Raw genomic sequence first — 18,270 nt, 5'->3', positions numbered from 1 at the left:
TAAATTTATCTGTAGTTAAGCTGCATTACTTTTCGATGCTTACTACCTTTGTATTTCGCAAGTGGTCGAATAAGTTTGTTTGCGGCATGTTGCTCCATGATATGAGCTGACCAACCTGTAATACGTGAAATTACAAAAATTGGTGTAAAGAAATCTGTATCAAAACCCATTAAATGGTATGTTGGGCCAGTAGGGTAGTCGACATTTGGATAAATATTTTTCTTTTCAATCATAACTTTTTCAACAATGTCATAAATTTTTTCAAATTTTTTGTCTTTTTTAATTTTTGCAACTTTACCAAAGTATTCTCTCATTGTTGGAACTCTAGAATCTCCAGATTTATAAACTCTATGACCAAATCCCATCACAACCTCTTTATTTTCAAGAGCATTATTGATCCATTTAAGTGCATTTTCAGGTTTTTTAATCTTATCCATCATGTGCATCACTTCTTCATTGGCACCACCATGAAGAGGGCCTTTAAGACTAGCTATTGCTCCACTAATTGCTCCATGAATATCAGATAAACTACTAGTAATTGTTCTTGCGGTAAAAGTTGAGACGTTAAAACTATGCTCCGCGTACAAAATTAAAGATACATCAAAAGCTTTTACGATCTCTTTTTGAGGCACTTTACCAAAACACATATAAAAGAAGTTTTCAGCAAAACTTAATTTCTTTTTAGGTTTTATAATTTTTTTTCCTTTTCTAAGTCTATAAAATGCAGCAAGTGCAGTAGGAGTTTTTGCAAAAATTCTTAATGCTTTTCTCATGTTTGCCTCAGGAGATGAGTTTGAGGTTTCTTTATCTTCCAATCCCATAAAACTTACAGCTGTTCTTGCAACATCCATAGGATGAGATTTTTTTGGCATTCTTTTAATCATCGCATAAAGATCTTTTGATAGTTCTCTATTATTTCTCTCTTCTTTTTCAAATTTTTTTAATTGAATTGAGTTAGGTAAATCTTTATTCAAAATTAAATAGGCAACTTCTTCAAACTTACAATATTCACATAAATCTTGAGCAGCATAACCTCTATATGTTAGAGAGTTAATTTCTGGCATAACTTTAGAGACCTCTGTTTCATCAACTACTATTCCAAGTAATCCTTTTTTTACATCGTCAGCCATTATTCATGTCCTTCCGTACTAAAGTTATAAATCTTTTCATCTAATGAGTTATATTTTTCATATTCTACTAGTTCATAAAGACGTTTTCTAGTTTGCATTTTATCAATAATATTGTTTTGGTGTCCATTAGTATAAATGTCCCTCAAGCCATCTTCGACATTTTTCATTGCTAATCTTTGGGTTGTAACTGGATAAATTACAATATTATAGCCAAAATTTTCCAATTCTTTGTAGTTAAAAAGTTTTGATTTCCCGAACTCTGTCATATTGGCTAACAAGTAACAGGATAATTCTTTTCTGACCTTTTCAAAATCTTTTTCATCATATAATGCCTCTGGAAAAACAATTTCTGCACCCGCATCAATATAAGCCTTACATCTATCAATCATTTTATCGATACCTTCAACACCTTTAGCATCAGACCTTGCTATAATTTTAAAGTTTTCATCTTTTTTTGCATCAACACATTCTTTGATTTTTTTAACCATAGCTTCTGTTGAAACTAATTCTTTATTATCTAGGTGACCACAACGTTTTCTCTCAATTTGATCTTCTAAGTGAACAGCTGTTATTCCAAAATCTTCAAATGTTTGAATAGTTTCTTTGCAAGATTTAAATCCTGTATCAATATCTACTATTGTTGGTAAATTTGTAACTCGTGAAATTAAATAAGATCTTGTACTTACGTCCTGTAAAGTTGTTAATCCAATATCAGGAAAACCAAGATCGTTTGCCATCACACCCCCAGACACATAAACTGCATCATAACCAATTTCTTCAATAAGTTTTGCTGTTAAAGGATTATATGCACCAGGCACTCTTAAAATTTTATTTGATTTTAGTTTTTCAGAAAAATCTATTCTCTTTTGACTTGGTTCTTTTTCAACAAAGTGCACTAAAATATTCCTTTTTTTAAATTTCTTTTGATCTTACTTTTTTTTACTTCAATATTAAGTTGATCAAGTTGACCAGGTTTTAATGATTTTAGTTTTTGCACAGTTTTAATAAATCTATTACTTTCTTTTTTGTCTAAAATCCCATCAGTAAGAGTTAAAAATTTATTGATATAATTTTGTCTTTTAAATGGTCTTGAGCCATATGGATGCGCATCTGCTCTGTCTTGTTCTTCAATAATTTTTTTTCCATTATTTAAAGTGACGACAACTTTAGCACCAAATGATTTCTTTTTTGGATCTGGATCATGATATTTTTTAGTCCATTTTTTATCTTCAAATGTTTTAATTGATCTCCAAATTTTAATTGTACTTTTTTTGTTAGCTCTAGCTTTTGTATAAGATTTTACATGGTGCCAATCACCATCTTCTAATGCTACAGCAAAAATATACATAATAGAGTGATCTAAAGTTTCTCTGCTAGCATTTGGATCCATTTTTTGTGGATCATTTGCACCTGTCCCAATAACATAATGAGTATGGTGGCTAGTGAAAATATCAATTTTTTTTATTTGATTAAGATTTGGAATTTTTTTCTTAAGTTTTTTCGCTAAATCAATGAGAGCTTGAGATTGATATTCTGCAGAATACTCTTTTGTGTATGTTTCTAGAATAGCTTTTTTGCTCTCATTTTTTTTTGGAAGTAGAACATTATATAGTGCTTTCTTTCCATCTAATATTCTTGCAATTACACTATCTTCACCTTCATAAATTGGACTAGGAGCTCCTTCACCTCGCATAACTCTATCCACTGCCTCTATAGCAAGTTTTCCTGCATGAGCTGGTGCATATGCTTTCCAACTAGAAATTTCCCCTTTTCTAGATTGTCTTGTTGAAATAGTTGTATGAAGCGCTTGTTGCACTGCTTGGTAAATTGTTTCAGTATTTAATCTTAACATTGATCCTAATCCTGCTGCAACACTTGGTCCAAGATGAGCTATGTGATCGATTTTGTGTTTGTGAAGACATATACCTTTTACTAAATTTACTTGAACTTCATATGCTGTAATTATTCCTCTTAAAAGATCTAAACCACTTTTTTTATTTTGTTGAGCAACACTGATTAGCGGAGGAATATTGTCACCTGGGTGACTATAATCTGCTGCTAAAAAAGTGTCATGAAAATCTAATTCTCTTACTGCAGTTCCATTTGACCACGCAGCCCACTCACAATCAAATTTTAACTTATTACTTACTCCAAAAAGTGTAGCACCATTTTTTCTTGAGTGTTTTAATGCCATCTCTCTTGATGAAATAACTGGTCTTCTATTTAAAGAGGCAATAGCAACTGAAGCATTATCAATAATTCTATTAATTACCATTTCAACTGCATCTTTATCAAGCTTTGCATTATCACTGGCTATTTCTGCAATTTTCCAAGCAAGTTGTTTCTTTTTTGGTAATGGTATTTTTGATGGATAAACTCTAACTTTATGATTGATCAAGATAACTCCTTAGGTTTAAATGAGTTTTATAGTCAAAAATAAAATAATCAATCTTAAAGATAGGTTGAGATAATTTTCTCAATACCTACAAAGTCTTTAATTAGGTGATTGTGATAAATTTCTATAGTATTTTTTTCTGTATAACCATCCTCTAGTAAAATTACTGGGATACCAGCATTTTTTCCTGCATTAGCATCTGTTTCACTATCACCAATCATAATTGATTTTTTTATTTCCCCACCTAAAATTTCAACTACATTTGTTAAATGTCGAGGATCAGGTTTACAGTAATCAAAAGTATTAGATCCAGCTACATATTCAAAATAATCATAAATTCCAATTTTTTTAAGAAGGTCAATTGCTAAGTGCTCCTGTTTATTAGTACACACTGCCATTGAAATATTTTTTTCTTTGCACCATTTCAAAAATTCTTTAACTCCATTAATCAGAGTACTTTCATTGATAATATTTTTTCCATAATAATCTATAAATGCATCAATCATTTGCTTTTTAATTTTTTGATCTTCAACTTTTCCAAATTCTTTTTTAGCTTGTCCCCAAATGGATCTTCCAAGCATAGCACCAGCACCTTGCCCAACTAGATTTCGTATTTCTTCTGTAGATTTTGTAGGATACCCAAATTTTTCCATAACATGATTGTGTGCTCTCATTAAATCTGGCGCTGTATCAACTAATGTTCCATCAAGATCGAATAAAACAGTAAAAATTTGCTTCATAGTTTAAAAGTATTTTTAAGAAATATTATGTGAATTAATTTAGCTATATACTTAATATAAAGAATTTCAAAGATGAAAGCTTTAAATATTAGCAAAATTCAAAACAAACTTAGAAATAAATTTTTAAAATCTGGAGTAAAAATGAAAGGTCCAGAAACTGTTTTTTTTTCTGAAGATACAAAAATTGGAAAAAATGTAACAATAGAACCATATGTTGTATTTGGAAAAAATGTTAAAATTGGAAATAACGTAATTATTAAATCTTTTTCTCACTTAGAGTCTTGTAAAATAGAAAATAAAGTTGAGCTTGGTCCATACGCTAGAATACGTCCGGACACAATTCTTAAAGAAGGATCTAAGGTTGGAAATTTTGTAGAAATAAAAAAAAGTACAATTGGAAAAAAATCTAAAGTTAATCATTTATCATATGTGGGAGATAGCGTAATTGGAAAATCAGTTAACATTGGTGCTGGAACAATAACTTGTAATTATGATGGCTTTAAGAAAAGTAAAACAAAAATTAAAGATAACGTTTTTATAGGGTCAAATTCATCATTAGTTGCTCCAATAACTATTAATAGTGACAGTGTAGTAGGAGCGGGCTCTGTTATTACTAAAAATGTAAAAAAGAAATCATTGGCATTAACAAGATCTATTCAAACTGAAATTATGAACTATAAGAGAAAAGTAAGATAATTATGTGTGGAATAATAGGTATCTCAAGTCATAAATCTGTTTCAGCTAACATTATTAGTTCATTAAAGAAACTTGAGTACAGAGGCTATGACTCAGCAGGATTAGCCACTCTTTTTGACGGAGAAATTAATGAAGTTAAATCAAAAGGGCGAGTAGATGAACTAGAGCAAAACTTTAATCTAAAAGATTTAAAAGGAAATGTTGGCATTGGACATGTTAGATGGGCAACTCATGGCATCCCCAATAGTGTTAATGCTCATCCACATTCATCGAAGAATGTTTCAATTGTTCATAATGGAATTATTGAAAATTCAACAATATTAAAAAAATTTTTAACAAATAAAGGTCATAAATTTAAATCTCAAACCGATACTGAAGTAATCGTACATTTGATTACTGAAAATTTAAAAGAGTTAGAACTAGAGGATGCGATCACTAAAACTTTAAAACAATTACATGGCAGCTTTGCTCTTGGTATTGTTTTTAAAGATCTTCCTGATTTAATTGTTGGAGCAAGAAGAGGGTCACCATTAGCAGTTGGCTATGGTCCAAATGAAAATTATTTAGGCTCAGACTCTTATGCATTAAAATCTATGACTAATAAAATTTCATATTTAGAAGATGGAGAATTTTGTATTATAAAAAAAGATCACGTTTCTTTTTTTAATGATGATGGAAAAAAAATTAATAAAAAAATACTAGAACTTTCTTCAAATGAAAAAATATACGATAAAGGTGATTTTAAACATTTCATGGCTAAAGAAATTGAAGAACAGCCAATAACATTAAAAACAGGAATTAAGGAGTATGTTGATAGTATTAATGAAGATATAAATATTATTAATTTTCCATGGAACATTAATGATATTAAATCCATCACATTAATTGGTTGTGGTACTGCCTATCATTCTTGCTTAATGGCAAAATATTGGTTTGAAGAACTAACATCATTAGATGTAAATGTTGATATAGCATCTGAATTTAGATACCGAAAAAACCGATTTAAGTCTGAGAATTTATATATTTTTGTTTCACAATCAGGAGAAACTGCAGACACATACGCAGCTTTAGATTTGTGTAAGAAAAATTATATGAAAACTTGTGCTGTTGTAAATGTGATAGAAAGTTCGATAGCAAGAGATGCTAATTTTGTTTTACCTATTCATTGTGGTCCAGAAATTGGGGTAGCTTCAACAAAAGCTTTTTTAGGTCAAATACTAATTTTATATATTTTATCTTTAAAATTAGGTCATTTGAAAAAAGATATTAAAACAGAAGATTATAAGGAAAAAATTAAAGAATTGAAAAATTTACCAAAATTAGTTGAACAAACTTTACTATTAGATAATGAAATACAAGCCATATCTTCAACTTTTAATGAAGCTAAAGGTTCAATGTTTTTAGGTAGAGGTTTTTCGTTTCCAATCGCTCTTGAAGGTGCATTAAAACTAAAAGAACTATCATATGTTCATGCAGAAGGTTATCCTGCTGGAGAAATGAAACATGGCCCACTTGCATTAATTGAGGAAGGAATGCCCGTTGTAGTTTTAGCTCCTAGAGATAATTATTACAAAAAAACAATTTCAAATATGCAAGAAGTTATAGCAAGGGGTGCAAGAGTTTTATTGATAACCAATAAAAGTAAAGATGAAGTATTATCTGAAAACATTTGGGAAAAAATCGAAGTTGAAAATACAAATGATGATTTATTACCCTTCTTACTTACAATTCCTTTACAAAAGTTAGCTTATTATTCTGCTTTAAAAATGGGTTATGATATTGATAAACCTAGAAATTTAGCAAAATCAGTCACAGTTGAATAATTCCTAAACTCTGTTAACAATTCCTAGTTGTATGAAAAATTGGAAAAAAAATAGCTGGAGAAATTATCCTGTTAAACACATACCGGAGTATCCAGATAAAAAAGAATTAGATAATGTTTTGGAAAAAATTGAGGCATTTCCACCATTAGTATTTGCAGGTGAAACTAGACATTTAAAATCTCAATTAGCTGATGTTGTTGATGGCAAAGCATTCTTATTACAAGGAGGAGATTGTGCTGAGAGTTTTGCAGAGTTTCATCCTGATAATATAAAAGACACATTTAAATTATTATTACAAATGTCTTTAGTATTAACCTATTCAGCCTCTTTACCAGTTGTTAAGCTAGGAAGAATTGCTGGTCAATTTTCTAAGCCAAGAAGCTCACCTGTTGAAGTAAAAGATGGAGTAGAATTACCAAGCTATTTAGGGGATAACATTAATGGGATGGAATTTTCAGAAAGTGCTAGAGTTCCAGATCCAAAAAGATTATTTAGAGCTTATTCACAATCAGCTTCAACTTTGAATTTAATCAGAGCATTTTCTAAAGGTGGATTTGCAGATTTAAATAAAGTTCATTTATGGAACTTGGATTATATAAAAAAAACCCCAGAAACAAAAAGATTTAAAGAATTAGAGGATAAAATTGCAGATGCTTTAGCTTTTATGGAAGCATGTGGAATAAATTCTGATTTCAATAATAGGTTATACACTGTTAATTTTTGGACTTCACACGAAGCATTGTTATTGCCATTTGAGGAAGCAATGACAAGAACTGATACAACAACTGGTGAAAATCATGATACGTCTGCACACTTTGTTTGGATTGGTGACCGTACAAGACAATTAGATGGTGGTCATGTTGAATTTTGCAGAGGAATAGAAAACCCAATAGGTATCAAATGTGGTCCAACTCTTGAACCTGATGATTTAATTAATTTATGTAACAGAATTAATCCAAATAATGAAAAGGGAAAAATTACCTTAATCTCAAGATTTGGTGCTGATAATGTTTCTAAATATTTACCAAAACTTATAAGAGCCATTAAAAAAGAAGGATTAAACGTTATTTGGTCATGTGACCCATGCCATGGTAACACTATTAAAGCTGCAACTGGTTTTAAAACAAGACCTTTTAATAGTGTGTTAAAAGAAGTACAAAATGTATTTGCATGTCATCAAAGTGAAGGCAGTTATGCTGGCGGTTTACATATTGAACTGACTGGTCAAGATGTAACAGAATGTATTGGTGGAGCTCATAAAATTTCAGAAGAGGATTTATCATCAAGATACCATACCCATTGCGATCCAAGACTTAATGCAAATCAAGCTTTAGAATTAGCCTTTTTGATTTCAGATGAGATTAAAAAGAATAGCTCTTATTCCAAAAATGCAAATAAAGTTGCATCTTAAGTATTGTAATTTAAAGTTTTAAAAAATTTATTAAATATAATGAAAGCTTCAGAAAAAAAAATATTCATATCAAATTGGATAAAAAATTATGTAGATAATATGCCTTCAAAAGCACAATCACTTGTGATTGGAATATCAGGTGGAATCGACTCTTCTGTTTCCAGCACTCTTTGTGCTATGACGGGTATCAAAACAATTGCACTGTCTATGCCAATTAGACAAAAAACAAATCAACATGATTTAAGTTTAAAACACCAAGATTGGCTGGTTAAAAATTTTAAAAATGTTGAGGCGTACACCATTAATTTAGATAATTTATTTCAATCTTTTACTTCTAGTTTATCTAAATTTAATAGTGAGCATGGAATGGCAAACTCTAGGGCAAGATTAAGAATGACAACACTTTATCAAGTAGCTGCTGCAAATAAGGGAATAGTTGTTGGCACAGGTAATAAGGTTGAAGATTTTGGTGTTGGATTTTATACTAAATACGGTGATGGTGGAGTAGATATATCACCCATTGCTGATTGCAACAAAACAGAAGTATGGGAACTTGGTAAAGAACTTGGAATACTTGAAGAAATTATAGTGGCTGCACCAACTGATGGATTATGGGATGATGCAAGAACTGACGAAGGTCAGTTAGGATTAAAATATAAAGAGTTAGAAGAAGCAATGGTAAATCCCAATTCAGTAAATAGAGAAAAATACGAGAGTATTAGAAAACAAAATTTGCATAAAATGGAGCCAATTCCAGTTTGCAAAATTCCAAATTAATCAATTAGATTCACAAATCTATAAATTAGGTATATTTCTAAAATTATGAGTAATGATATTTTTTTAACCAATAATCTAAATAACAAAAAAGAAAAATTTGTTCCGATTGATGAAAAAAATGTAGGGATGTATGTTTGTGGCCCAACAGTTTACGATGATCCACACATTGGTAATGCAAGACCTTTAGTTATTTTTGATGTTTTATTTAAGATACTTAAAAGCAAATATTCATCAGTCACTTATGTTAGAAACATTACAGACGTAGATGATAAAATTATTAAATCTTCCGAGGAAAAAAAAATATCTATTTCTGACTTAACACAAACTATTATTAAAAGTTTCAGCGATGATTGTAAATTTTTAAACTGTGAAAATCCTACAGAACAACCAAAAGCAACTGAACATATTAATTTAATGATCGAGATGATCTCTGAACTAATTAAAAAAAGTTATGCTTATGAAAATAAAAACCATGTTTATTTTGAAGTTAAAAAGTTTGATGAATATGGCAAATTATCAAATAAAAAGTTAGATGAATTAATTGCAGGCTCAAGAATTGAAGTAAGTGAAAATAAAAAAAACCCAGAAGATTTTGTATTATGGAAACCTTCTTTAGAAAATGAGCCATCATGGGACTCTCCCTGGGGCAAAGGTAGACCTGGTTGGCACTTAGAATGTTCTGCAATGTCTAAGAAATTTTTAGGTAATGAGTTTGACATACATGGTGGGGGCATTGATTTAATTTTTCCACATCATGAAAATGAAATAGCTCAATCAAGGTGTGCAAATGACACCAAGGTTTTTGCTAACTATTGGTTACATAATGCTTTTATTACTATGTCGAATGAAAAAATGGCAAAATCTCAAGGAAATATTTTAAAGATTAAAGATTTTAAAGGAAAAATTAGTGGACAAGTTTTAAGGTTAGCTTTGATTAGCGCTCACTATAAGCAACCGTTAGATTGGAATGATAAATTATTAGATGATTGTCAAAATACGATTGATAAATGGTATAATGTTTATTTACCGTCAAACAAAAAAATAACTGATGAAATTATTAAACCTTTATATGATGATATAAATACTCCAGGATTTATTGCTAATTTACATAAGCTTTATGATAAAGCTTACAAAGGAAATGATGAAGATAAACAAATTTTTAATTCTGCATGTAATTTTATAGGTTTACTTCATGAGACTAAAAAAGAATGGTTAGATTTTAAAAAGATTAAAGTAGAAATTTCTGATGCAGAAATTAAAAAAAAAATAAAGCTTAGAGACAAAGCTAGAGCAGATAAGAACTATAAAGAAGCAGATAATATTAGAGACTACCTTTTAGACAAAGGTGTTTTAATAGAAGATAAAGATGGTAAAACTTCTTGGAAATTAAAATGAGTAAAGAACGACTTTACATATTTGATACAACACTTAGAGATGGAGCTCAAACTCAAGGTGTAGATTTTTCTATTGATGATAAACAAAAAATAGCAAACTCACTTGATATTTTAGGTGTAGATTACATTGAGGGAGGTTGGCCTGGAGCTAATCCGACAGATACTGAATTTTTTAATAAAGATCATGAATTTAAAAATGCAAAACTTACAGCTTTTGGAATGACAAAGAAATTAGAACACAGTGCCGAAAATGATCCAATGTTAGCATCATTAATTAACTCAAAAAGCTCTTCCGTTTGTCTGTTTGGTAAGTCTTGGGATTTTCAAGTTGATGTTGCTTTAGGTATTACTAATGAACAAAATCTTATCAATATCAGTGAAAGTACAAAACATATTGTTAAATCAGGCAAGGAATTTATGTTTGATGCAGAGCATTTTTTCGATGGATACAAGTCTAATCCAGAATATGCATTAGCATGTATAAAATCAGCTTATGATAATGGCGCAAGATGGATTGTTTTATGTGATACAAATGGTGGAACACTTCCTCATGAAGTTGGAAATATTGTTTCTGAGGTTTCAAAACTTATACCTGGAAATAATCTAGGTATACATGCTCACAATGATACAGAGAATGCAGTTGCAAACAGTTTAGCAGCTGTCCAAGCTGGTGTACGTCAAGTTCAAGGAACTATTAATGGGCTAGGTGAAAGATGTGGAAACGCCAATCTTACATCTCTAATACCAACTTTTTTTTTAAAAAAAGATTATTCTGAAAATTATGAATTAAATATTAAACCAGAAAATTTAAAAAAAATAACTCAATGCTCAAGACTATTAGATGAATTATTAAACAGAAAACCAAACAAACATTTACCTTATGTTGGTGCGTCAGCTTTTTCACATAAAGGTGGTATGCATGTCTCAGCAGTTCAAAAAGATCCTAAGACTTATGAGCATATTGAGCCAGAGGCAGTTGGAAACTCAAGAAATATTGTTGTGTCTGATCAATCAGGTCAATCGAATATTATTTCAAGATTAAATTCAATAGGTGTAAAAATTGAAAAAAATGATCCTAAAATCAAAAAACTTTTAAACGAAGTTAAAGACAGGGAGTTTATTGGTTATAGTTATGATGGTGCTGATGCATCATTTGAATTATTAGCAAGGCGTTTGATGGGTGAAATCCCAAGATATATCTCAATTAATGAATATGATGTTTCAGTTAAGAAAAATGTCTCAGGAGAAATAATTTCTTATGCAAAAGCACAATTAGAAGTAGATGGTCAAAAAATATTATGTGAAGGTGAAGGTAATGGGCCAGTTCATGCTCTTGATAACGCAATTAGAAAAAATGTTAATAAACTTGAAAAGTATTCTTCGTACTTAAAAGATTTAAAATTAGTCGATTACAAAGTAAGAATTTTAAATACAGGCACAGAAGCAGTTACAAGAGTAAGCATTGAAAGCACTGATGCAAAAGGGGTCAACTGGTTTACTATTGGGGTATCACCAAATATTATTGATGCATCATTTAAAGCATTAATAGACAGTTTAGATTATAAATTATTTAAAGATAATGCACCTGCAAGCAATTAAGTATGAAAATTAAAAAATTTTCAAAAAAACCTGATGATATAAATGATAGAATAGGGGCTAAACCCATTGTTTGTTACCCCAATAATAATATAGAGGAAAAAAATTTAGATATTCTTCATAAAGCTAGAAAAAACCTTGTTAAAAAAAGTGAAATTTTAATTCCACCTAGAGATGCAAAAACTTTTGAGGTTAAAGAAGGAGAATTTTTTAGGATTGAAAGTGTTGAGGGTCCTCAAGTTGGAGATTTAAATTTATTTAATTTGAATAATTTAGATGAAAAATTTTATTCTGGTAAAACTAGAGCACTTTATGGGACACATTTATCCGTTGGGGACAAAATGTTCAGTAGCTTTCCTTATTTAAGGTCTCTAGCAACGATAACTTGGGATACATTGGACTGGTATGATTATGATGAAGACGGAGGCTCAGTTCATGATGTAATTGGAACGAGATGTGATCCTTATACTTCTAAATTATTATCGGGTAATGATTATCATTACTGTTGTCACTCAAATTTAACCAGAGCTTTAGTTAAGGAAAAAAATCTGAATATTGATGAAGCTGAAAAAATTGTTCATGATGTATTAAATGTTTTTATGTTAACCGGATTTACAAATGACACTAAACAATATTTTATGAAGGCAAGTCCAGTTAGACCAGGTGACTATTTAGAATTCTATGCTGAGACAGATATCCTGGGTGCTCTTTCAGCTTGTCCTGGGGGAGATTGCGGTTCAGAACATTCATCAGATACTGCAAAATGCTATCCACTAAAAGTTAGTATTTGGTTAGTTGATCAAGAATATTTAAATGGTTTTAAAGCATCAAATATTTCAAATTATAATAGAGATCATGGCATAAAATAATTATGCCGAATAATATTTCTTTTATTTTACATAAGCCTCAACTTTCAGAGAATATCGGTGCTTGTGCTAGGGCAATGAAAAATTTTGATTTTCAAAAATTGATTGTAGTTGACCCTAAACCAATTTTTCCAAATGATAAAATTCTAGCAACCTCTGTTGGTGCTAAAGATGTTATAAATAGAAGTAAAACTTTTAAAGATTTAAAATCTGCTCTTAAAAATATTGATATTGTTATTGCAACATCAGCAAGATTTAGAAATAAAAATATTAAACATATTCAATTAGAAGATTTAAAGGAAATAAATTTTAAAAAAAAAATAGCTTTTCTTTTTGGTTCAGAAGCTTCAGGATTATCAAATAATGAAATAAGTTATTGCAATTATACTTTACAAATACCAACTAATCCTAAATTTAAATCATTAAATTTATCTCATAGTCTAATAATTATTGCCAATTATGCTTCAAGTATTCTTAGATCTAGAACTTTAAAGTTTTTAAAATCAAGCAAAATTAGACCAGCTTCAAAGCAAGAAATTTTACTGATGGCTGATTTATGTGTAAAAAATTTAGATGAAATTAATTTTTTTAAACCTAAGGAAAAGAAAGCAATTATGTTGGAGAACTTAAGAAATATCTTTTACAGAATGGAATTATCATCTAAAGAAACCCGCATTTTATCTGGTGTATTTGCAAGTTTAGGAAAAAAACGTTGATTGACAATCTTAAGAGTAAGTTTATAAAACCCATATTCAAATGACAAAAAGATTAAACTCTAAACATAAAGTAGATAGAAGATTAAAGGTTAATTTATGGGGAAGACCAAAAAGTCCTTTTAACACAAGAGCATATGGGCCTGGTCAACATGGTCAAACAAGATCTTCAAAACCATCTGATTATGGAATTCAGTTGCAAGCTAAGCAAAAATTAAAAGCTTATTATGGTAATATTAATGAAAGACAGTTTAGAAATATTTACAAAAAAGCTACTATGCTTAAAGGTGATACAAGTGAGAATTTAATTGGTCTTTTAGAGAGAAGACTTGATGCAATTATTTATAGGGCAAAATTTGCATCTACTATATTTTCTGCAAGACAATTAATTAACCATGGTCACGTAAAAGTGAATGGTAAAAAAGTTAACATAGCCTCATATTCAGCTAAAGAAGAAGACTCAATTGAAATTAGAGACAAGTCTAAACAGCTTGCAATTATTGATATAGCTCTAGCAAATAAAGAAAGAGAAACGCCAGAATATATTCAAATGGATGAAAAAAATAAGAAATTAAAATTTGTAAGAATACCTAAATTTGAAGAGGTTCCATATCCTATTGTGATGGAGCCAAACCTGGTTATTGAATATTATTCAAGATAATAGTTTTGATCAAAAGATCTTCAAAACAATTCATAGATAACCTAATTATCCAAAATCCAGATTGGAAGGTATTAGATATCGGTTGTGGTTTTACGGCACATAAAAAAGCTAACGTAGTATGTGATGTTCAAGATTTATCAAATTTCTATAAAGATAAAAAATTTATTAAACTTAATGACAAAAAATTACCTTTTAGAGATAAAGAATTTGATTTTGTAATAGCCTCTCATGTGATTGAACACGTTGAAGATGTAACATTTTTTATTAAAGAATTAGAGAGAATTTCTTCAACAGGTTATATTGAGTTACCAACTCCATTAGAAGATAATTTGGTTTTTGAAAATAAAAATGATCATATTTGGCATGTGGAATTTGATGATATAGAGAATAGATTATTAATTAAAAAAAGAATTCAATATTTAGAACCATTAATAACTGTCTCTACTGCAAAAAAACTCTCAAAATATTTTAGGCAGAGCTTAATACTGGAATTATTCTGGCAAAATTCAATTGAATTTGAATTAATTGAAAATGATAGTTTTAGGTTTGAAAAAATTTCAAGATTAACGTTAATCAGAAAGTTTTTTTCAAAAATATTAAGAAATATAATAAGATAGATTTAAAATTAATTTTTTTTGAAGTTTATCCCTTTACTCTCAAGCATTTTTTTAAGCTCACCATTTTCATACATTTCTTTAACAATATCACAACCGCCAACAAATTCCTTTTTGATATATAGCTGCGGGATGGTTGGCCAGTCACTAAAAGTTTTAATACCTTCTCTTAGATTCTGATCTTCTAAAACATTTATACCTTTAAAACTAACATCCAAGATTTTAAGCATATTTGAAACTGCCATTGAAAATCCACATTGCGGAGCATCCGGTGTTCCTTTCATAAATAAACATACTTCATTTGTGTTAATATGATTTTCAATCAAATTTTTTATATCTTCATCCATTATTGTTCCTTTGTTTTAATTGCTAGTGCATGTAATTCGTTTCCCATTTTGCCTTTTAGAGAATTGTATACCATCTTATGTTGTTCAATTTTACTTTTACCAGAAAACTGAGAAGAGGTTACTGTCGCAGAATAATGATTTCCATCTCCTGCTAAGTCTTGAATTTCAACAGTTGCATCAGTCAATGCATCTTTAATTAAACTCTCAATTTCTTTTAAATCCATTGCCATTTTAATTATCCATATATTTACTCAACCAACTTGTATTTGATGATTTTAGCTCGTCAATTGTAATTTTTGACTTTTCATTAATATAAAGTTGATCTTCATTTATTATTCCTAATTCATCATAATGAACTGCATTTTTATCAAGCACATTAGTTACTTTTTTCAAATCTTTCTTGGTTACTTCAATTAAGTAACGACCCTGATCTTCTGAAAAGAAATACTCAATATCACTGATAAGATATTTTGATTTTTTAAGATTAATTCCTTTATTTCCTTTTATGCACATTTTGCTAATTGCAGTTATAATTCCACCAAGAGAAACATCATGAGCACTTTTAATTAAGCCAGCATCAATTAGTTTTAATACTGTTTCACCATTATTTTTTTCGTTAAAAAGATTAACGTCAGGAGGAGGACCATTTTTTTCATCTAAAATATTTCTTGCAAACACACTTTGATCAATATGACCTTCAGTTTTTCCTATAACTAAAACAATATTATCTACCTCTTTTAAATCCATCGTAATCATTTTTTGATAGTCTTTAATTAATCCTACTCCACCAATTGAGGGTGTTGGTTTAATACCAATGTTTTTTGTTTGGTTGTAGAAAGACACGTTTCCTGAAACTACTGGAAATTTTAAATATTCACTAGCTTCACTAATTCCCTTAACACATTCAACAAACTCACCCATATTTTCTTCATTTTCAGGGCTTCCAAAATTTAAACAATTTGTAATAGCAATAGGTTTTGCTCCGACAGAAATTAAATTTCTAAAACTTTCACAAACAACCTGTTTTCCACCTGTTAGTGGATGAGCCCAACAATAAACGGCAGATGAGTCCACAGATGCAGCTACAGCTTTATTTGTGCCGTGCACTCTTACCACACCTGAGTCTCCGCCTGGTTTTTGAATAGTATCTCCCATAACAGTATGATCATATTGTTGCCAAATCCATTCTTTGTTACAAATATTTGGATTAGATAAAATTTTCTTAAGAACTTCAATAATTTTTAAATTATTAACATCTTCTTTTTTAATTTTAATTTTTTTTGGAAGTTTAGCTTTTTTCCATTTACGATCATACATAGGTGAGTTTTCAACCAATGTATTTACAGGGATATCTGCAACTTTTTCTTTATCAAAAAAAAGTTCAATTTTTTTAGATTTAGTTGTTTTTCCAATTACAGCAAAATCTAGATCCCATTTATCAAATATCTTTTTTGCAGCTTCCTCTTTACCATTTTCAAGAACGATCAACATTCTTTCCTGACTTTCAGACAACATAATTTCATATGGAGTCATGTTTGCCTCTCTTGTGGGCACTTTGTTTAAATCAATTTCTATTCCTAAATTTCCTTTTGAAGCCATTTCAATACTTGATGAAGTTAGTCCAGCCGCGCCCATGTCTTGAATTGCAATAATTGAATCTCCAGCCATTAACTCGAGACAAGCCTCAAGTAATAATTTTTCAGTAAAAGGATCTCCAACTTGGACAGTTGGTTTTTTTTCTTCAATTTTTTCATCAAAACTAGCTGAGGCCATACTTGCACCATGAATGCCATCACGACCAGTTTTAGAACCTACATATATTACTGGCTTATTTAATCCAGCAGCTTTTGAGTAAAATATTTTATCTTTTTTAACCAAACCCAAAGTCATTGCATTTACCAAAATATTACCATTGTAAGAGCTGTCAAAACTTGTTTGACCAGCTATAGTTGGAATTCCAATACAATTTCCGTAGCCACCAATTCCATGAACAACACCTCTTAATAAATTTTTTGTTTTTTTATGTTGAGGAGAACCAAAGTGAATTGAATTTAAATTAGCAATAGGTCTTGCACCCATAGTAAACACATCTCTCATTATTCCACCAACCCCAGTTGCAGCACCTTGATAAGGTTCTATAAATGATGGATGATTATGACTTTCTATTTTAAATACAATTGCATCATCATCTCCTATATCAACTACACCGGCATTTTCACCAGGACCCTGAATTACTTGTCTCCCTTTAGTTGGAAGTTTTTTAAGATGCAGTCTTGAAGATTTATAAGAGCAATGTTCATTCCACATTGCAGAAAATATTCCAAGTTCAGTAATATTAGGAGTTCTATCTAAAAGTTCACATATCTTTTTATATTCTTCTTTTTTAAGACCGTGATCTATAGCCACTTGTTCGTTTACAATCATTTCATATTATTAAGAAGGTTGTTAAAAAAAAGTGACCCATCTTCTCCAGATAAGTACTTATCAATCATTCTTTCAGGGTGGGGCATCATCCCCAAAACATTTTTTTCTTTATTAAAAATGCCCGCAATATTTTCAATTGAACCATTTGGATTAAATTGTTCATCAATTTTTCCATCTTTACTGCAATAATTAATTGCTATTTGCTCATTATCTTTAATTTTTTTTAATTGATCATTAGTGCAAAAATAATTACCCTCGTTATGAGCTATATGCAATTCTAAAATTTCATTATCAATATTTTTAAAATAAGTGTTCTGCTTGTTGTTAATTTTTACAAAAATATTTTTACAAATAAATTCTAGATATTTATTTCTTAACAGCACCCCTGGAACCAAACCTGTTTCAACTAAAATTTGAAAACCATTACAAATACCCATTACCATGCCTCCAGAATTTGCAAAATTGATAACAGATTGCATTATTTTGGATTTAGATGCCATACTTCCACATCTTAAATAATCGCCATATGAAAAACCGCCAGGAAGAACTACCAAATCACTTTTTGGTAATTCAACATCATTGTGCCAAACCATTTTATTTTTGAAACCAAATTTTTTTAAAGCAACGTCCATATCTCTGTCACAATTTGAACCAGGAAATGTAATGACTGATGATTTCATTAA

Annotated in this window: 18 protein-coding genes; 10 read left to right on the top strand and 8 right to left on the bottom strand. The window is 29.9% G+C overall.

What is annotated here, in order from left to right:
• Positions 1–5: 5 nt before the first annotated feature.
• Genes ACTTAU_RS05915 through ACTTAU_RS05900 form a run of 4 tightly spaced genes read right to left on the bottom strand, consistent with a single transcriptional unit; the run spans position 6 to position 4,265 of the window.
• Entirely contained in the window at positions 6–1,130 is a 1,125-nt protein-coding gene (locus ACTTAU_RS05915) for a bifunctional 2-methylcitrate synthase/citrate synthase (RefSeq protein WP_438303937.1), read from the bottom strand.
• Positions 1,130–2,026, bottom strand: a complete 897-nt coding sequence (gene prpB, locus ACTTAU_RS05910) for a methylisocitrate lyase (protein ID WP_438303936.1) — start codon at positions 2,024–2,026, stop codon at positions 1,130–1,132. Before prpB ends, ACTTAU_RS05915 begins: the two co-directional genes overlap by 1 nt.
• On the bottom strand, positions 2,026–3,528 hold the full coding sequence (locus tag ACTTAU_RS05905; RefSeq protein WP_438303935.1) for an MmgE/PrpD family protein: 1,503 nt from the start codon (positions 3,526–3,528) through the stop codon (positions 2,026–2,028). Before ACTTAU_RS05905 ends, prpB begins: the two co-directional genes overlap by 1 nt.
• Positions 3,529–3,581: 53 nt before the next feature.
• Positions 3,582–4,265, bottom strand: a complete 684-nt coding sequence (locus tag ACTTAU_RS05900) for an HAD family hydrolase (RefSeq protein WP_438303934.1) — start codon at positions 4,263–4,265, stop codon at positions 3,582–3,584.
• Positions 4,266–4,337: 72 nt separating this feature from the next.
• Between ACTTAU_RS05900 and ACTTAU_RS05895 the strand changes: the two genes are divergently transcribed.
• Genes ACTTAU_RS05895 through ACTTAU_RS05850 form a run of 10 tightly spaced genes read left to right on the top strand, consistent with a single transcriptional unit; the run spans position 4,338 to position 14,819 of the window.
• Positions 4,338–4,961 (top strand): DapH/DapD/GlmU-related protein, encoded by a 624-nt coding sequence (locus ACTTAU_RS05895; RefSeq protein ID WP_438303933.1) that lies wholly within the window; start codon positions 4,338–4,340, stop codon positions 4,959–4,961.
• A gap of 2 nt (positions 4,962–4,963) precedes the next feature.
• The gene (gene glmS, locus ACTTAU_RS05890) at positions 4,964–6,784 is read left to right on the top strand and encodes a glutamine--fructose-6-phosphate transaminase (isomerizing) (protein WP_438303932.1); all 1,821 of its coding nucleotides are present in this window, start codon (positions 4,964–4,966) and stop codon (positions 6,782–6,784) included.
• Between the two features lie 31 nt (positions 6,785–6,815).
• Positions 6,816–8,195: a class II 3-deoxy-7-phosphoheptulonate synthase gene (locus ACTTAU_RS05885; protein ID WP_438303931.1), complete on the top strand. Its 1,380-nt coding sequence runs from the start codon at positions 6,816–6,818 to the stop codon at positions 8,193–8,195.
• Between the two features lie 39 nt (positions 8,196–8,234).
• Positions 8,235–8,972, top strand: coding sequence for an NAD(+) synthase (gene nadE, locus ACTTAU_RS05880; protein WP_438303929.1), 738 nt, complete (start codon positions 8,235–8,237; stop codon positions 8,970–8,972).
• 45 nt (positions 8,973–9,017) lie between these two features.
• Positions 9,018–10,367, top strand: a complete 1,350-nt coding sequence (cysS, locus tag ACTTAU_RS05875; RefSeq protein WP_438303927.1) for a cysteine--tRNA ligase — start codon at positions 9,018–9,020, stop codon at positions 10,365–10,367.
• Entirely contained in the window at positions 10,364–11,965 is a 1,602-nt protein-coding gene (gene cimA, locus ACTTAU_RS05870; RefSeq protein WP_438303925.1) for a citramalate synthase, read from the top strand. The genes cysS and cimA overlap by 4 nt, the downstream gene beginning before the upstream one ends.
• Positions 11,966–11,967: 2 nt before the next feature.
• On the top strand, positions 11,968–12,831 hold the full coding sequence (locus ACTTAU_RS05865) for an urea carboxylase-associated family protein (RefSeq protein WP_438303923.1): 864 nt from the start codon (positions 11,968–11,970) through the stop codon (positions 12,829–12,831).
• A gap of 2 nt (positions 12,832–12,833) precedes the next feature.
• Positions 12,834–13,544, top strand: a complete 711-nt coding sequence (locus ACTTAU_RS05860; RefSeq protein ID WP_438303921.1) for an RNA methyltransferase — start codon at positions 12,834–12,836, stop codon at positions 13,542–13,544.
• A 40-nt stretch (positions 13,545–13,584) separates the two neighbouring features.
• Positions 13,585–14,202 (top strand): 30S ribosomal protein S4, encoded by a 618-nt coding sequence (rpsD, locus tag ACTTAU_RS05855; RefSeq protein ID WP_438303918.1) that lies wholly within the window; start codon positions 13,585–13,587, stop codon positions 14,200–14,202.
• 5 nt (positions 14,203–14,207) lie between these two features.
• Positions 14,208–14,819: a class I SAM-dependent methyltransferase gene (locus ACTTAU_RS05850; protein ID WP_438303916.1), complete on the top strand. Its 612-nt coding sequence runs from the start codon at positions 14,208–14,210 to the stop codon at positions 14,817–14,819.
• Positions 14,820–14,827: 8 nt separating this feature from the next.
• Here the strand turns inward: ACTTAU_RS05850 and grxD are convergent, their stop codons facing one another.
• From grxD to purQ, 4 genes are read right to left on the bottom strand one after another with little or no spacing between them, the layout of a single operon-like run.
• A complete protein-coding gene (gene grxD, locus ACTTAU_RS05845) occupies positions 14,828–15,163 on the bottom strand; it encodes a Grx4 family monothiol glutaredoxin (RefSeq protein ID WP_438303913.1) in 336 nt (111 codons plus the stop codon).
• The gene (locus ACTTAU_RS05840; protein WP_438303912.1) at positions 15,163–15,393 is read right to left on the bottom strand and encodes a BolA/IbaG family iron-sulfur metabolism protein; all 231 of its coding nucleotides are present in this window, start codon (positions 15,391–15,393) and stop codon (positions 15,163–15,165) included. The genes grxD and ACTTAU_RS05840 overlap by 1 nt, the downstream gene beginning before the upstream one ends.
• A 1-nt stretch (position 15,394) precedes the next feature.
• Positions 15,395–17,587 carry a phosphoribosylformylglycinamidine synthase subunit PurL gene (purL, locus tag ACTTAU_RS05835; protein ID WP_440632922.1) on the bottom strand — a complete coding sequence of 731 codons (2,193 nt, stop codon included), beginning with the start codon at positions 17,585–17,587 and terminating at the stop codon, positions 15,395–15,397.
• Positions 17,584–18,267, bottom strand: a complete 684-nt coding sequence (gene purQ, locus ACTTAU_RS05830) for a phosphoribosylformylglycinamidine synthase I (protein WP_438303909.1) — start codon at positions 18,265–18,267, stop codon at positions 17,584–17,586. Before purQ ends, purL begins: the two co-directional genes overlap by 4 nt.
• Between the last annotated feature and the right edge of the window lie 3 nt (positions 18,268–18,270).

The organism is Candidatus Pelagibacter sp. HIMB1505 (assembly GCF_052047915.1).
Lineage (GTDB): Bacteria > Pseudomonadota > Alphaproteobacteria > Pelagibacterales > Pelagibacteraceae > Pelagibacter > Pelagibacter communis_A.
This window is presented reverse-complemented; position numbering and strand designations above follow the sequence as displayed.

Bases quoted from the DNA above. Each gene is read 5' to 3' on its own strand.
- ACTTAU_RS05900 (WP_438303934.1), bottom strand. From the start codon at position 4,265: ATGAAGCAAATTTTTACTGTTTTATTCGATCTTGATGGAACATTAGTT.
- ACTTAU_RS05895 (WP_438303933.1), top strand. From the start codon at position 4,338: ATGAAAGCTTTAAATATTAGCAAAATTCAAAACAAACTTAGAAATAAA.
- ACTTAU_RS05840 (WP_438303912.1), bottom strand. From the start codon at position 15,393: ATGGCAATGGATTTAAAAGAAATTGAGAGTTTAATTAAAGATGCATTG.
- purL (WP_440632922.1), bottom strand. From the start codon at position 17,587: ATGATTGTAAACGAACAAGTGGCTATAGATCACGGTCTTAAAAAAGAA.
- glmS (WP_438303932.1), top strand. From the start codon at position 4,964: ATGTGTGGAATAATAGGTATCTCAAGTCATAAATCTGTTTCAGCTAAC.
- ACTTAU_RS05860 (WP_438303921.1), top strand. From the start codon at position 12,834: ATGCCGAATAATATTTCTTTTATTTTACATAAGCCTCAACTTTCAGAG.
- rpsD (WP_438303918.1), top strand. From the start codon at position 13,585: ATGACAAAAAGATTAAACTCTAAACATAAAGTAGATAGAAGATTAAAG.
- purQ (WP_438303909.1), bottom strand. From the start codon at position 18,267: ATGAAATCATCAGTCATTACATTTCCTGGTTCAAATTGTGACAGAGAT.
- nadE (WP_438303929.1), top strand. From the start codon at position 8,235: ATGAAAGCTTCAGAAAAAAAAATATTCATATCAAATTGGATAAAAAAT.
- ACTTAU_RS05915 (WP_438303937.1), bottom strand. From the start codon at position 1,130: ATGGCTGACGATGTAAAAAAAGGATTACTTGGAATAGTAGTTGATGAA.
- ACTTAU_RS05865 (WP_438303923.1), top strand. From the start codon at position 11,968: ATGAAAATTAAAAAATTTTCAAAAAAACCTGATGATATAAATGATAGA.
- cimA (WP_438303925.1), top strand. From the start codon at position 10,364: ATGAGTAAAGAACGACTTTACATATTTGATACAACACTTAGAGATGGA.
- grxD (WP_438303913.1), bottom strand. From the start codon at position 15,163: ATGGATGAAGATATAAAAAATTTGATTGAAAATCATATTAACACAAAT.
- cysS (WP_438303927.1), top strand. From the start codon at position 9,018: ATGAGTAATGATATTTTTTTAACCAATAATCTAAATAACAAAAAAGAA.
- ACTTAU_RS05885 (WP_438303931.1), top strand. From the start codon at position 6,816: ATGAAAAATTGGAAAAAAAATAGCTGGAGAAATTATCCTGTTAAACAC.